The sequence below is a fragment of the Hungatella sp. L36 genome, assembly GCF_014288035.1.
Map to the genome: position 1 here is coordinate 203,373 of NZ_JACOPC010000013.1, position 13,034 is coordinate 216,406.

Genomic DNA, 13,034 nt, shown 5'->3' on the forward strand with positions numbered 1-13,034 from the left:
ACGGGGGTTTTGCGGCTTGCGCGGCATAACTAACAGCTTCTTTTTATGCCCTTTTTCCCATCTTATCAGGCAGGCGGTTAAAGACGATCATAACCGCCACCAGCGCGGCAACCGCAAAGAGCAGCGCAGCAGGACTCTTCGTCACTCCCGCGATAATATAGGCGGCAAATGCTATGATTCCGTTTACCACCGCATACGGCAGCTGCGTCCTGATGTGTTCCACCAGATCACACTCCGCGCCGGTTGAGGAGAGAATCGTAGTGTCTGAAATAGGGGAACAGTGGTCGCCGAACAGTCCGCCGGATAAGACCGCGCCCACCGCGATGGCAAACGGTATACCGAACGCCTGTGCCATGGGAATCGCCAGCGGCATCATGATCGCAAAGGTTCCCCAGGAGCTCCCTGTGGAGAATGACACAAACGCGCCAAACAGGAAGATGCAGGCTGGTACCAGAGCCGCGGAAAAGCGCATGGCCTGGAGGAATTCCACGATAAATTCCGCGGTTCCAAGACCGCTGATCATTTTCCCCAGAGACCAGGCCAGAATCAGGGTGACCGCTACATCCGTCATGCCCTTCATGCCTTCCACATACACCTTGAAGGTATCCTTAAACCGCATAACCTTAAAAATACAGATAAATGCCATCAGCACAATTGCACCGAAGAAGTACCCCATAGTCAGGGCAACCCGGAACTCATTGCCGTCCACCTTCTTAAACGGGAAACCGGCCGGGGCCAGCGTGCCGAACAGCGTCACAAACACCACAAGTATCGGCAGAACCACCATAACCGGCTTTGCGTTCTTCCGGGAATATCCCGTTTCCGCGCTGCCCTTCTCCTCGTCCTCCTGCATGAAGGAAAACGTCTCGTTGGACTTCCCGGCACGGAGTTCCGCCTTCTTCATCTGGGAAAAATCCAGCTTCGTAAAGGCAACCAGCGGAATCATGATAATTGCCAGAATTGCGTAAATCTGAAATGGAATCGCCTGAACAAACGTCGTATAGTCGGAATCCATTACTCCCAGATTGTCGAATTCGGACTGGATCAGACCCATAATATAGACGCCCCATCCGATAAACGGAATCAGAATGGCTACCGGCGAGGAGGTCGAATCCAGAATCCAGGCAAGCTTTTCTCTGGAAATCTTCAGTTTGTCAAACAGGGGGCGAAACACCGGCCCTACCAGAAGCGGTGTGCCCAGATCTGAGAAAAAGATTACGATGCCGCCCGCCCAGGCGCAGAGCTGGGCCTTCAGCTTCGTATTCACGTAGCGGTAGACACTCTGGCTGAATGCCTGGGCACCTCCCGATTTCTCCATCAGCTTGATGAAGCCGCCGATAAAGATGATCAGGACAATCACTCCCGCGTTATAGCTGTCCGTCAGCTGTACGAATAAATAATCTCCAATCATCGATTTCACAGCCAGAAACGGATTCCCGTGGCTGAAAATCATCACGCCTGCAAAACCGCCGCAAAAAAGGGACAGGATTACATTCTTGCTCTTAATTGCCAGTATGACCGCAATAATGGGCGGAAGCAGGCTTAAAATACCGTAATTCATTACTTTCCTCCTGAGTATCTTACGAAGGCCTAACCCGATTTCTGATGAGCCTTCGATTTATTATTATGCATTCCCATGTATAAATACCAGATAATATTATCCGATACGGAGGAATTTTACAAGCATTATCTTGCTGAACAGGTATACTTTTTTCCATTTCCCGCCAGTCTCCCTTATCTGTCAAGGGAAAGATCGCAGATCGTCACACTCTCTCCGGCCTCTATCCGCTCCGTTCCCGCTGAAATGTCCACCAGACAGTTACAGCCCGCCATGGAACTGAGGATCCCGGAAGCGTGTTTTTTGACCTCGGGAATCCAGACCTCCCCGTTCTCGAAACGGCCCCTTAAAAAACGGCGGGATGGGCTGGATTTTAAGAATCCCCGGGATAGGATGGCTTTCCTCATCCGGGGGGCATAGAAGGAATCCCCCGTCATAGATTCAAACGCAGGCCGGCACAGGAGTTCAAAGTCTGCCAGTGCTCCAAAGGGATTTCCGGAAAGGCTGATCACCGGAGTTCCGTTTAATACGGAGCCGATGGTGGGCATTCCCGGCTTCATGAGGATTTTCCAGAACAGCCTTCTGGCCCCGGCCATGGCGAGGGCCTGGTGCATGATGTCCCGCTTTCCGACAGACACACCGCCTGTCGTTATGACCAGATCCGCTTTTTGGCACGCATCGCCAAGCGCTTCTGCCATCTCAGCCTCGCTGTCCGGGACACGGCGGCAGACAGGGACCTCGATCCCCAGCTCTCTTAAACGGACAGCCAGGAAATATAAGTTGCTGTCGTATATTTTCCCCGGCTGCAAGGGCTGGCCCGGCTCCGTCAGTTCATCGCCGGAGGCCAGCACAGCCGCCCGGATCTTCCGGTAAACCGTTACCTCGCAAAGCCCCAGCCCGGCCAGAATTCCCGCTTCCACATAGGTCAGGCGTGTGCCCCTCTTAAGGACCGCAGTGCCCGCCTGAATATCTTCACCGCGAAAGCAGTAATTGCCATGCCGCGGACAGCCCTGAAAGACCGCCACGCACGTCTCCCCGTAATCGGTCTTTTCCTGATAAATACAGCAGTCCGCACCCGCAGGAATCGGAGCGCCCGTCATAATACGGGCGGCCTGGCCGGAGCCTACGGCGCGCGTGGGCCAGCTGCCGGCGTCGATCTCCTCCACTACCTCTAAATAAACCGGATTTTCGCTTGATGCATCCGTGATATCGCAGCTTCGGCAGGCATAGCCATCTACCGGCGAACGGTCAAAGGGCGGCTGGTCCCTCTTTGCATACACGTCATCCGCCAGAATTCTCCCTGTACAGTCGAGCACCGAACACCGTTCGGTCTCCGCTATGATACTGCAGTGATCCAAAAGCACCCGGACTGCCCGTTCCAATGTCACCCGCTCTTCTCCTTCGCTTCCCGTTTTCCTGGTATCCATCTCTCTTCCCATCCTGTCATTCGATTTCTTTTTGTTTTCCCTTAGATCTGACGAAAGAGGCGCGCTTCCCGGCGCGCCTCAAATCCTGTTACACCTGCTTCTTCGCAGGGGAGCAGAGCAATTTCATGAATCCGAACAGCACCATCCCGATGATGGCCGTCGTTAAGTAAATCTGCACTCCGGCGATCTGTTTTACCACATAGCCCAGAGTCTCCTGGCCCGCTCCCGTGAAGAACGCGGCCGCCTTATTGGAGGCTACGATACCGATTGCCATGGGGAACGTGAGTCCCGCAAATCCCGGCGCAAACGGCACGGCAAAGAAGGACGGAAGCTTCACGATAATGAACACCAGGGATAAAAATACGCAGAGGAAAAGGACGCTCACCAGGATCATACTCGGCTCCGCAGCCAGATTCAAATAGCTGGCAAGACAGAGGCTGCAGGGGGCCAGCACGATGGCCTGGGTATGCCAGACGGCCGGTTTCACTTCCTTCGCCGCCAGTCTCCAGATCATAAACGGGATAGTTACCGTATAGATACAGAGTCCCCAGATTAATACCGCTTTCGCCATAACCGGCGGAAGCATGGCGGCTCCGACCACCGTGGAAACCATGATTCCGTTAAAGGTGACAAACCAGCTGGGAACGAAGGTATCCAGCTTCACGCCATGGAAGACATTGTTGAACAGGAACACGGCGATGTGAACCGCGTGGATACAGACAGCGGCGATTAAAACCACTCTGGCCGCACCGGGAAACCAGTCCTTATAGTAGCTGCACAGAATCATGGTAACCATGGTGATACCTGCATAGAGACTGGCCGGGACCGTATTTTTATACTCTCCTTTTACTATGGAAGGATAAAGGACAATCTTTGCAATGTAAAACAGAAGCACAACGGTGGAGGCCCACATGGTCACGTGGCGGATCCAGTCGTATCCGAGTCCCTGATAGATGTTGCTTAAGGTGGCGGCGCCGAGCATGGTGGCTACAACCGGAATCGGCATATTTTTCAAACGTTCTTTCATAGATTACGTCTCCTCATAATAGAATTCAAAGTTTTCCTTTGTATGGAAGAAATCGGAATAGTCGATCTCAAACAGCGGTTTCTTTACCCGTGACACATCAATTCTTTTGGCAATCAGCTGGGTCAGTACGCCGCCGTAGGACAAGTCTCCCTGAAGAATTGCGCCGTATATTTTCCCATTTTTATGAATGATTTTCCGGTACTGCTCTCCGTTGTCCTCCATGACTACGGTATACGTCTCATCCGGTATCTCCGGAACTCCCAGGGACATGGTGGGAATTCCCAGGAAATTCATCGTGGATTTGCTTGCAAAGAAGTCCTCCATGGAGGTCTGAACGCCTGCCATGTTATCCGCTGCGGTCATGCCCTGCTTCACCGCAGCAGGCCAGATGGGGGAACGCCCCGTCACGTCGCCCGCGCCGTAAATGTCCGGCACACTGGTCTGGCCGTGGTGGTCGATCACCAGTCCGAACCGGTCCATTTCCACTTCGGTATCCTTTAGAAATTCGACGTTGGGACGCACGCCGGCGGTGACCACAACCATGTCACAGGGGATTTCCGTCCCATCGGTCAGCAGCAGGGAAGTGACTTCTCCGCCGTCTCCCATGCGCACTTCCTTTACGCCCCGGCCCAGATAAAACTGGATGCCTTCTTTCTCCATGGCCTCCTCGTACGTTTTCGCACTGCGGCGGTCCAGCTGCTTCGCCAGTATATGGTCCTCCATCTCTACCAGCGTCACCCGTCTGCCGCCATGGAGAAATCCCACCGCTGCGTCGATGCCTACCAGGCCGCCGCCCATGACAACGATGTGCTCTGCCTTCGCCGCCTCGTCCCGAATCTGCTCCACCTCGTCTAAATTATGAAATCCAAAGACGCCCTTTGCCTCTCTCAAGCCTTCTACAGGCGGAAGGAAGGTATGGGAACCGGTCGCAATTAAAAGACGGTCGTAGGAAAGCTCTGTTCCGTCGGACAGAACCACCTTTTTTTCTGCTTCCCGAAGCGCAGAACAGACAACGCCCTTTCTCCAGTCCACCCGGTACTTTGTCTCAAAATCGGACTCTGCGAAGCAAAGCTCCTCCTTCGTCCTGATTCCTCCCAGATAATGGTGAAGAATACATCTGGAATAAACGGCGTCATCCTTTGATACCAGCACGATCTCCGCCTCCGGACAGTGTTTTCTAAGCTGCCGCACGCCGTTGACTCCGGCTGCGGAAGCGCCTAATACCACGTATCTCATCCCTTCACCTCCTCCAGAGTAATCGCTCCCATGGGACAGATTTCCACGCACATCGGCGCGGGGGAACCATCCTGGGTACGGTGGACACACATGTTGCATTTCATAATTTCCTTATGCTCGACCCGGTCGCTCTTCAGCACGCCGTAGGGACAGGCCATGATGCACATGTAACAGCTGGCGCATTTTTCCTTATCGTATTCCACAAACCCGGTATCGGGATTCTTGTGCATAGCTCCCGTCATACAGGTGTATACACATTCCGGCTTTTCGCAGTGGCGGCAGAAAATGGGTGCGCATTTTGACTCGCTGTCGATCACCACCCGGTTTCTTGCGTCGCAGCTCTCATGGCTGACGACGCAGGCTGTCACACACGTCAGACAGCCGATGCAGCGGCTTCTGTCAATTTTTATCCGGTACATCCGCGTTACCTCCTTCCATTTTCTCAAACCAGACTGGCGTCGCCTTGTAGGATGGCTCCTTCGAATACGGGTCGTAGACGGAAGGCGTCAGCTTATTGCACTCAATATAGTGGATCGGGGCGTACAGCTCTTTTTCCCGCACCTGATCCGAGATCCGCACCTGAAAACCGGCCTTTTCTCCGTTGACGGAGTGGACCAGGATGCGGTCATTTTCCTCCAGACCATACGCGGCGGCCGTCCCGGGATTCATAAAGAGATACGCTTCCCTGGCCGATACGTCGCCGATGAACTGAACCTCACTGGTTCTCGACTGGGTATGCCACTGGCCGACCGAGCCTCTTCCGGTGTTGAACAGGTACGGATACTCCTCCGTGAGCGGCAGAGGATTTTCCATGGGCGCCTCAAATTTGAACTGGGCTTTCCTGCTGGGAGTGAAGAAATTGCCGTCCTCATACAGGCGTCGTTCATCGTCCTCCAGCGCCTCTCCCTCCCGAAACGGCCACTGGACTCCGTTGGAATTCTCCAGCATCTCCCATGTGACGCCGGTAATGTCGCCCGGCATTCCTTTGGAACACTTCTTCATCAGTTCGAAACAGTCCTTCGGCGTCTCCCAGCCCTTCAGCAGACCGCCCATTCCCAGCGCCTTACCCACGCCAAATATGGCTTCGTAGTCCGTGATCTCATTCTCCTTCTTCGCAAGGCAGGGGCGCATGGCGGAAAGGCGGCGCTCCAGATTGATATAGGTGCCTTCCTTCTTGATTCCCGGAACTACGGGGAAGAAGACCGTGCACTCCTCGGCGCTCTCGATGGTGTCGTAGATATCCTGAACCACAAACAGCTCCAGCTTCTTCACCGCGCTTGCAAATGTCTCGTTGTTGGTCCAGCTGTGGCGCGGATTGGTGCAGAGAATCCACAGCCCCTTGATCCGTCCTTCATTGATGCCTTCGATGATCTGGTTATAGGTCGCCGTCGGCTTCTCGGCCAGCACACTCTCGTCCACGCCAAGCGATTCCGCCACCTTAGCCCGTCTGGCCGGATTCGTGAAATCACCGCCGGCGTAGAGAACCGCCGTATTGCTGTAGGACCTGGAGCCCATGGCGTTGCACTGGCCCGTGATGGAATTGGCCCCGGTTCCCGGACGGCCGATATTGCCTGTCATCAGCGCCAGATTGATGATGGCCTGCGCGGTGCGGACCGCCTCATAGCCCTGGTTCACGCCCATGGTCCACCAGAAGGAGACCCGCTTTCCTTCGTGAATCAGCTGCGCCAGCTCCAGAATCTGCTCCGGGGAAAGTCCCGCGGTCTCCTGAGCCTGGTCCAGGGTAAATGGTTTCACAAATTCTTTGAATTCCCCGTAGCCTTCCGTGTGTGCCTCGATGTAGTTCTGATCGATCCAGCCTTTTTCGATGAGAACGTTGGCCAGCGTATAGAGAAGATATAAGTCTCCCCTGCATTTTACCGGGTACCAGTAATCCGCGTTCATGGCTGTCTCCGATTTTCTCGGGTCGATGACAATCACCTTTTTATCGGGATTCTGGCGCACCCGTTTCCAGAGGATGGGATGGGCAACGACCGGATTGGCCCCGATGAAGATAATCGTATCGGAAAGCTCCAGATCCTTAAGTGTGTATCCCGGGGCATCGAAGCCGTAGCTCTGCTTGTGGGCCACGACCGCGGTCGCCATGCAGAGACGGGTATTGCCGTCCACATTGGTCTTTAAGTAATTTCTCATGACGTGGCCGAAAATGGCAAATTCCTCCATGGTCAGCTGGCCGGTGCTGATGCCCGCCACGCTTTCCCGGCCGTATTTTGCCTGAAGCTCCTGTAACTGATCCGCCACATACTGAAATCCCTCGTCCCAGGAAACTTCCTTCATGGAACCGTCCGCCTGCCGGATCTTCGGAAGCGGCGAGGTCTTCACCACAGTCTGCTGTTTATCCAGGGACAGTCCCTTGATGCAGCAGAAGCCGTCGTTGACCGGGTACCCCTTTGTCGGAAGCACCCTGACGATCTTCTCGTCCTCCACGTAAAAATCCAGGTTGCAGTCCAGGGCACAGTAGTTGCAGGTTGATTGTACTTTTTTCATGCGTTCCTTCCTTCCCGTCAATCATTGATCCCGCTGCACAGCCGTTGTGACAGCCTGTCAGCGCCATGCATCGATTCTTCTTTTTTCGTTAATATTTTAACTATAGCAGAAATGTACAAAAAACGCCGTGATTTTCATCACGGCTGTTTAAAATAATTGCTCAAATTCTCCAGGTTGGGAATCCAGAAATGATTCTTTTCCATAAGGATCAGGCCCGAGTCACAGAGTTTCTTCACCTGCCTCGATACCGTTTCCCGCTTGGAGCCCAGCATTTCGGAAAGATAGGTGATGCTTAACTGCATTTCGATGGAGATCCCTCTCTCCGTCTCCTTCCCGTAATCTCTGGCCAGCATGTAGAGCTTGGCGGCGAGGCGTTTTTCTCCCTTCAGCGCGTTGGTGGTGTTCTTCATCTGGCGGTACAGGCGGCGGATTCTTATGGCCATGGAGTTGAAGGCGGCCTTTGTCAGCTCGCCGTCCCGCGCCATCACATGCCACAGCCTGTCCTTCGGAAGGACGAGAACACGGGAGTCCTCCCGGACCTCGCAGTTGATGGAAGCCGGAATATCCTCGAACAGGACTTCATTCAGAAGGTTTCCCGGGCCGTAGACGAATATCACTTTCTTTTCCCCCAGAGTGTTCAGCTTATAGAGCGAAACCATTCCCTCCAGAAGGATATAGAAGCAGGTCAGATCTTCCCGGTCGTAGAACACGTGCTGCCCCTTCTCATACCGCTTCATATAAGCGAATGAAGCGATCTCCGTCCGGCTGGCCGGGCTGGCACATCTCAAAATATTGGATATTTCAAATGCTTCATCCATGGTCATACGGCATGTCCTCCGCTGTTGTGATGGGCTTTTGCGGCTTTGGGGCTGCCGCTGTTATCCGGGTCTGCGGAGTCGAGAAAATGAATGATTACTTCTAATATAGCATCCAGATTGTTTGAAGCGATCGTTTCTGGTACTTTGCAATGCTCTGGCGTTTCTGTCCTGGCCGCAGATTCAGCCATATCCGGTTCCCATCCTCCGTCTGTCACATAGGCCAGCACGGTCGAACGGTCACAGACGGGCTTTCTCGAGACCTCCTGCCGCAGCACTTCGATCTTTGGATAATCCGACTGCTTCTGCCCCTCCAGTAAAATTAAATCCGCCTCCGGAAAGAAGGAAAAGAAGGCGTCTGCCTGTAAACCCGGCTGTTCCTTTACCATGGAAAACTTACTGCCGGAGTACACCACCGTGCCATACGCGCCGGCCTGCTTCATGCGAAAGCTGTCCGTTCCCGGCACATCCGCCTCAAACTCGTGACCATCGTGTTTGATTACCGCAGCACGGATTCCCCTGGAAGCCAGCAACGAAACCAGCCGCTCGAGAAGCGTTGTCTTTCCTGTATTCTTGCTTCCGCTCACCGCCAGCACGGGACAGACTGTCCGTTCCAGTCTTCCGTAGGCATCACGGTCGTTGACGTTTAAAAACCAGCGGTCCGGGAGGTGTTCCCGGCCGGTTTCCAGAACGAGGCACGAGATTCGGGAGAGGAATTCCATCATGCGGTAGTTTCCTTCTCCGATGCATCCGTCAAGCGCAGTCAGACACGTTCTGGAGTAAAAACCACAAAGCGGCTGGATCCGGCCATCGCGCGTCTTCCAGATCACCGCATCGTATTCCGGCGTCCACCGTTCCATCAGGCGGCGTCCCATCTCAGCCCGGATCAGAGGCATGTCGCACGGCACAAACAGAAGGCCGGCCGCGTCCGTCTCTAAAAAGCAGGAACGGATGCCGCCCATGGGACCGATGTGTCCCTGTTGTCCATCGACCGGACGATCCAAAATTGCAGTGCAGTTATCAGGAATTTCGGTTGGATTCCCGTAAATTCCCGTGGACAGGAAAAATGGCAGCCCCAGGCCTGACAGCTCCTCCATAATCTGCCCGGCAAAGCTCCTTCCGTGATAGTCCAGATCGGCCTTATTGACGTACCCCATGCGGCGGCCGGAGCCGCCGGAGAGGATGACGATACCACAGTTCTCTTTCATCCGCTGCCACCTCGTTTACTTAATCGTATCTTTTTATCATATCACAGAATAAAACGGGTTGCAAATGAGAAAAAGGCAGATGGAAGCCAAACGGGTCATTTCGGTCGTCTGCCATTTACAATCCTGTTCAAAAGGAGTAAGCTTACATCATCAGGAGGTGTTTTCCATGAACGAAAAAGCAAAGAAGTATGTAACTATGTTTCGGCAGGTCAAGATCGCATCCGCCGCGACGGTGGACGCCGGGGGCCATCCGCAGAGCCGGATCATCAATATCATGATCGCCAATGATGACGGAATGTACATCGTAACCTCAAAAGGCAAGCCTTTTTATAAGCAGCTGGCCGCCAGCGGTGAGATTGCCTTAAGCGCCATGTGCCCGGAATGCCAGTCGCTGAAATTCACGGGACGCCTGCGCCTTGCAGATAAGAAATGGGTGGACGAGGTATTTCTCCAGAATCCGGGCATGAATGAGGTCTATCCGGGTGACAGCCGTTATATACTTGATGCATTTCTGATTTATGAAGGCAGCGGGGAATGGTTTGATCTGCTTCACTATCCAATCAACCGGGCAAGCTTCTCCTACGGAGGGGCGGATGAGGAAGTGAGCGGATTTTCCATCACTGACGCATGTATCGGATGCGGGCGGTGCGCGGAGGCATGTCCGCAACAATGCATCACGCCGGGGGAGCCTTATCAAATTGCGGGAGACCATTGTCTCCGGTGCGGGTTGTGTCAGGAGACCTGCCCTGTAGGGGCGGTAATTAATCTGAACGACTGATCAAACACTCAGCTGCGGAAAGACAGGTTCCTCCTGATATTTGTTATTTTGTTTCTATCTTGCATCATTTATCCTGGCTGCAGCGGGAGGAACTCTATTTGGAAGTCAGTTTTAATGAGTGTTTTGAGCAGACGAAAATCCACAGGCGGGATGTTATTTATGCAGACAGCGATTGGTTTACCATTCCTAACAGGGCCTATGCATTTCACATTCATTTTATAAAGGAATTAGGGAAATTTTCCGGGAACGGGCGATACCGGACCGGGCTTATCGAAACTGCGGATGATGGGAAATGGAAGATTGTCCTTACGGCCGGGGAAGTAAAAAAACTACGGCAGTGGTACCGGATGCAAAAATCGAATGCGGCCACTGCCGAAGGATCTATGTGAGAGAAAAAGATATGTGAAATAAATTTGCGTGGAAAGCGGTCTGTGTCCCGTCCTCTTTCTTTTCATATTTCATGGAAAATCCACCGGCTGCCGATAACACGCGGTATTCGCAGTCGAACAGCTGTATCCGTGAATTCCTCTCCACTCCTACGTCGTCGTTGTCACCCGGTCCCAGTCTGCGATTCCATCGGCCTGCACCAGCCAGTTGAGCGCGTAATGCCATTCGAAAACAATATCACTGCACAGCATCGGAACCTCCTTGTGGTGGACTCTCGCATCGACGCAGGCCCAGTCATACCGCAGTACCAGATCCTGCATGTCGAGAATCTCGTCCCTGCTGCGAAGCACCGCTGCTTCCATCAGGCTGTCAAAGGTATGGTTCCACATGACAGCCCCAAGCTCAGAGGCATCGCAAATTTCTGTCGGTTCCTTCAACTCCATCATGGACAGTGCCCACAAAAGTACAGAGCAGCACTCGTACCGCCATCCAAACCGGTTATGGAGCGCCGGATCCTTGTCCGGATTTTCGAGATAGTCCCGCTCTTCCGGTGACAGCCAATCCAAAATCTGATAGCGTTCCTCCATCTGTGCGATCTCTTCCGCCGCCATTTCCCTGCAGTTTTCAAACTGGCCGCTGGTATAAATCTCAGACTGGACACAAGCGGTAAAAATACAGGCAAGGCGATGAATGATCACTTCCTTGTCCGGAATTTTACATTCCGATTCGAACACCGACGCCTTTAAATGCTCAAGAAAGGGAATCCCCTTCTCCTTTAAAATGACGATGGAACGCATTTTCCGTTCTCTGTCTGCCTCTTCCTCATTCACCTCACGATCCAGAATCGTGGTGCTGGCCTGCGGATAAAATTCTTCAAAATCACTCTTTCCGTCAATCGACAGCAGCAGGCGGCCATCCCAGTGATACAGATACATATTGGGATACAGCACAAAGGCGCTGAGCTCTTCCGCCATGCCATAAATGGAGTGTATGATACCGTTTGTCCTGTCGCTGTCCCCGTCGATTTCGAACCGGATTCCTATGATACAATTAAACAGACGCATCTGGCAGAGGGCCGCTTCCTTCACCTCCTCATTCTCAAGAGGGGCCTGGGAAAAGAAATTGGCCATTCCATTGGACTGCACCTTCGTCTCCTCGGCGTCCGTTACCAGGTGGAAAACCGATGTTGTGCCATCCTTAAAACGAATCTGAAATTCATCTTCGTCCGTATAAAAGATCCTGTCCATCACATCAGCAAACAGACGGCATGCAATATCCGGCACGGCCTTCCCGTCTTTTCTGCAGGCATACAGTGTCAGGACTGCTTCCTGCGTCTTTGGTTCTTCCTTTTTAGGCTGAGCCTTCTTTCCAAACAGTTTCATGGTATTATCCTTTCTATATCTGGTACAACGCTTGATTCCATTGGCAGAGCGTAAACGTATAATCCAGAGGGAAAATCATCAAAATGAAGGATCTCCTGTATCTGAAATCCGCATTTCTCCATCACCTTTCGTGAACCGTAATTTTCTTCCACCACATAAGCTTTCAGAGCTCTGATTCCCTGTTCCTGTGCAAATGTCTTCAGCAGTTCCACCGCGGCGGTATTGTATCCCTTGTTCCAGAATCTCTGAAAACTGAACAGAGACACCGAATACTCTCCGCAGTTCTCCTCATCCTGTTTCAGGGCGGCGACTCCTACCGGTTCTTTGCTGTCTGCAATTCGTATGAGAAAGCCGTAATTTCCTCCTACCGTATAATGCCGGATGAGTTCTTCTGCCTCCTCCGGCTTCTCATGGGTATCAAAACGCATATATTTTACGATCTCCGGGTCGGAAGTCATGGAAAATACCGTATCCCTGTCTTCTTCCCTTAATTTATCCAGCCAAATGTTCTTTTCCAAAGTCTGTCAAACCTCCAATTTCCATTCTCTATGGCTATTTTACCATAAAAAGTGAGAATTGGAATCCTATATCAGTGAACATACTCATGTATAAATACACGAGCTTCCTGTTTCAGCGCCAATTGCCCTTCTATCTAACAGGTCTTATGCCAGCTCCACAGGCGTTGATTATTCTGTTCGGACCGTCCCGGCC

Annotated in this window: 12 protein-coding genes; 2 read left to right on the top strand and 10 right to left on the bottom strand. The window is 52.8% G+C overall.

The genetic code is table 11. The features are described 5' to 3' along the window. Window positions 1-43: 43 nt before the first annotated feature. The 8 genes from H8S80_RS25340 to mobB form a co-directional block, all read right to left on the bottom strand. Window positions 44-1,561, bottom strand: a complete 1,518-nt coding sequence (locus H8S80_RS25340) for a Na+/H+ antiporter NhaC family protein (protein ID WP_117632492.1) — start codon at window positions 1,559-1,561, stop codon at window positions 44-46. A gap of 173 nt (window positions 1,562-1,734) precedes the next feature. Next, window positions 1,735-2,985, bottom strand: coding sequence for a molybdopterin molybdotransferase MoeA (locus tag H8S80_RS25345; RefSeq protein ID WP_117632493.1), 1,251 nt, complete (start codon window positions 2,983-2,985; stop codon window positions 1,735-1,737). Between the two features lie 88 nt (window positions 2,986-3,073). After that, window positions 3,074-4,012 carry a TDT family transporter gene (locus H8S80_RS25350; protein ID WP_002602900.1) on the bottom strand — a complete coding sequence of 313 codons (939 nt, stop codon included), beginning with the start codon at window positions 4,010-4,012 and terminating at the stop codon, window positions 3,074-3,076. Between the two features lie 3 nt (window positions 4,013-4,015). After that, window positions 4,016-5,248, bottom strand: a complete 1,233-nt coding sequence (locus H8S80_RS25355; protein ID WP_117632494.1) for an NAD(P)/FAD-dependent oxidoreductase — start codon at window positions 5,246-5,248, stop codon at window positions 4,016-4,018. Next, window positions 5,245-5,667, bottom strand: a complete 423-nt coding sequence (locus H8S80_RS25360; protein ID WP_002602898.1) for a 4Fe-4S dicluster domain-containing protein — start codon at window positions 5,665-5,667, stop codon at window positions 5,245-5,247. The genes H8S80_RS25355 and H8S80_RS25360 overlap by 4 nt, the downstream gene beginning before the upstream one ends. Next, a complete protein-coding gene (locus H8S80_RS25365; protein ID WP_117632495.1) occupies window positions 5,648-7,753 on the bottom strand; it encodes a molybdopterin oxidoreductase family protein in 2,106 nt (701 codons plus the stop codon). Before H8S80_RS25365 ends, H8S80_RS25360 begins: the two co-directional genes overlap by 20 nt. 137 nt (window positions 7,754-7,890) lie before the next feature. Next, the gene (locus H8S80_RS25370; protein WP_117632496.1) at window positions 7,891-8,577 is read right to left on the bottom strand and encodes a Crp/Fnr family transcriptional regulator; all 687 of its coding nucleotides are present in this window, start codon (window positions 8,575-8,577) and stop codon (window positions 7,891-7,893) included. Next, entirely contained in the window at window positions 8,574-9,776 is a 1,203-nt protein-coding gene (gene mobB, locus H8S80_RS25375; protein ID WP_117632497.1) for a molybdopterin-guanine dinucleotide biosynthesis protein B, read from the bottom strand. The genes H8S80_RS25370 and mobB overlap by 4 nt, the downstream gene beginning before the upstream one ends. A 166-nt stretch (window positions 9,777-9,942) precedes the next feature. Between mobB and H8S80_RS25380 the strand changes: the two genes are divergently transcribed. Together H8S80_RS25380 and H8S80_RS25385 are read left to right on the top strand one after the other, a co-directional pair. Next, a complete protein-coding gene (locus H8S80_RS25380) occupies window positions 9,943-10,554 on the top strand; it encodes a 4Fe-4S binding protein (RefSeq protein WP_117632498.1) in 612 nt (203 codons plus the stop codon). Between the two features lie 98 nt (window positions 10,555-10,652). Then, on the top strand, window positions 10,653-10,943 hold the full coding sequence (locus H8S80_RS25385; protein WP_117632499.1) for a hypothetical protein: 291 nt from the start codon (window positions 10,653-10,655) through the stop codon (window positions 10,941-10,943). 147 nt (window positions 10,944-11,090) lie between these two features. Here H8S80_RS25385 and H8S80_RS25390 read toward each other — a convergent pair whose 3' ends face one another. Together H8S80_RS25390 and H8S80_RS25395 are read right to left on the bottom strand one after the other, a co-directional pair. Beyond that, complete coding sequence (locus tag H8S80_RS25390; protein WP_117632500.1) at window positions 11,091-12,323, bottom strand: DUF4272 domain-containing protein; 1,233 nt, start codon at window positions 12,321-12,323, stop codon at window positions 11,091-11,093. Beyond that, the gene (locus H8S80_RS25395) at window positions 12,320-12,841 is read right to left on the bottom strand and encodes a GNAT family N-acetyltransferase (RefSeq protein WP_117632501.1); all 522 of its coding nucleotides are present in this window, start codon (window positions 12,839-12,841) and stop codon (window positions 12,320-12,322) included. Before H8S80_RS25395 ends, H8S80_RS25390 begins: the two co-directional genes overlap by 4 nt. Between the last annotated feature and the right edge of the window lie 193 nt (window positions 12,842-13,034).

Bases quoted from the DNA above. Each gene is read 5' to 3' on its own strand.
- H8S80_RS25340 (WP_117632492.1), bottom strand. From the start codon at position 1,561: ATGAATTACGGTATTTTAAGCCTGCTTCCGCCCATTATTGCGGTCATA.
- H8S80_RS25345 (WP_117632493.1), bottom strand. From the start codon at position 2,985: ATGGATACCAGGAAAACGGGAAGCGAAGGAGAAGAGCGGGTGACATTG.
- H8S80_RS25350 (WP_002602900.1), bottom strand. From the start codon at position 4,012: ATGAAAGAACGTTTGAAAAATATGCCGATTCCGGTTGTAGCCACCATG.
- H8S80_RS25355 (WP_117632494.1), bottom strand. From the start codon at position 5,248: ATGAGATACGTGGTATTAGGCGCTTCCGCAGCCGGAGTCAACGGCGTG.
- H8S80_RS25360 (WP_002602898.1), bottom strand. From the start codon at position 5,667: ATGTACCGGATAAAAATTGACAGAAGCCGCTGCATCGGCTGTCTGACG.
- H8S80_RS25365 (WP_117632495.1), bottom strand. From the start codon at position 7,753: ATGAAAAAAGTACAATCAACCTGCAACTACTGTGCCCTGGACTGCAAC.
- H8S80_RS25370 (WP_117632496.1), bottom strand. From the start codon at position 8,577: ATGACCATGGATGAAGCATTTGAAATATCCAATATTTTGAGATGTGCC.
- mobB (WP_117632497.1), bottom strand. From the start codon at position 9,776: ATGAAAGAGAACTGTGGTATCGTCATCCTCTCCGGCGGCTCCGGCCGC.
- H8S80_RS25380 (WP_117632498.1), top strand. From the start codon at position 9,943: ATGAACGAAAAAGCAAAGAAGTATGTAACTATGTTTCGGCAGGTCAAG.
- H8S80_RS25390 (WP_117632500.1), bottom strand. From the start codon at position 12,323: ATGAAACTGTTTGGAAAGAAGGCTCAGCCTAAAAAGGAAGAACCAAAG.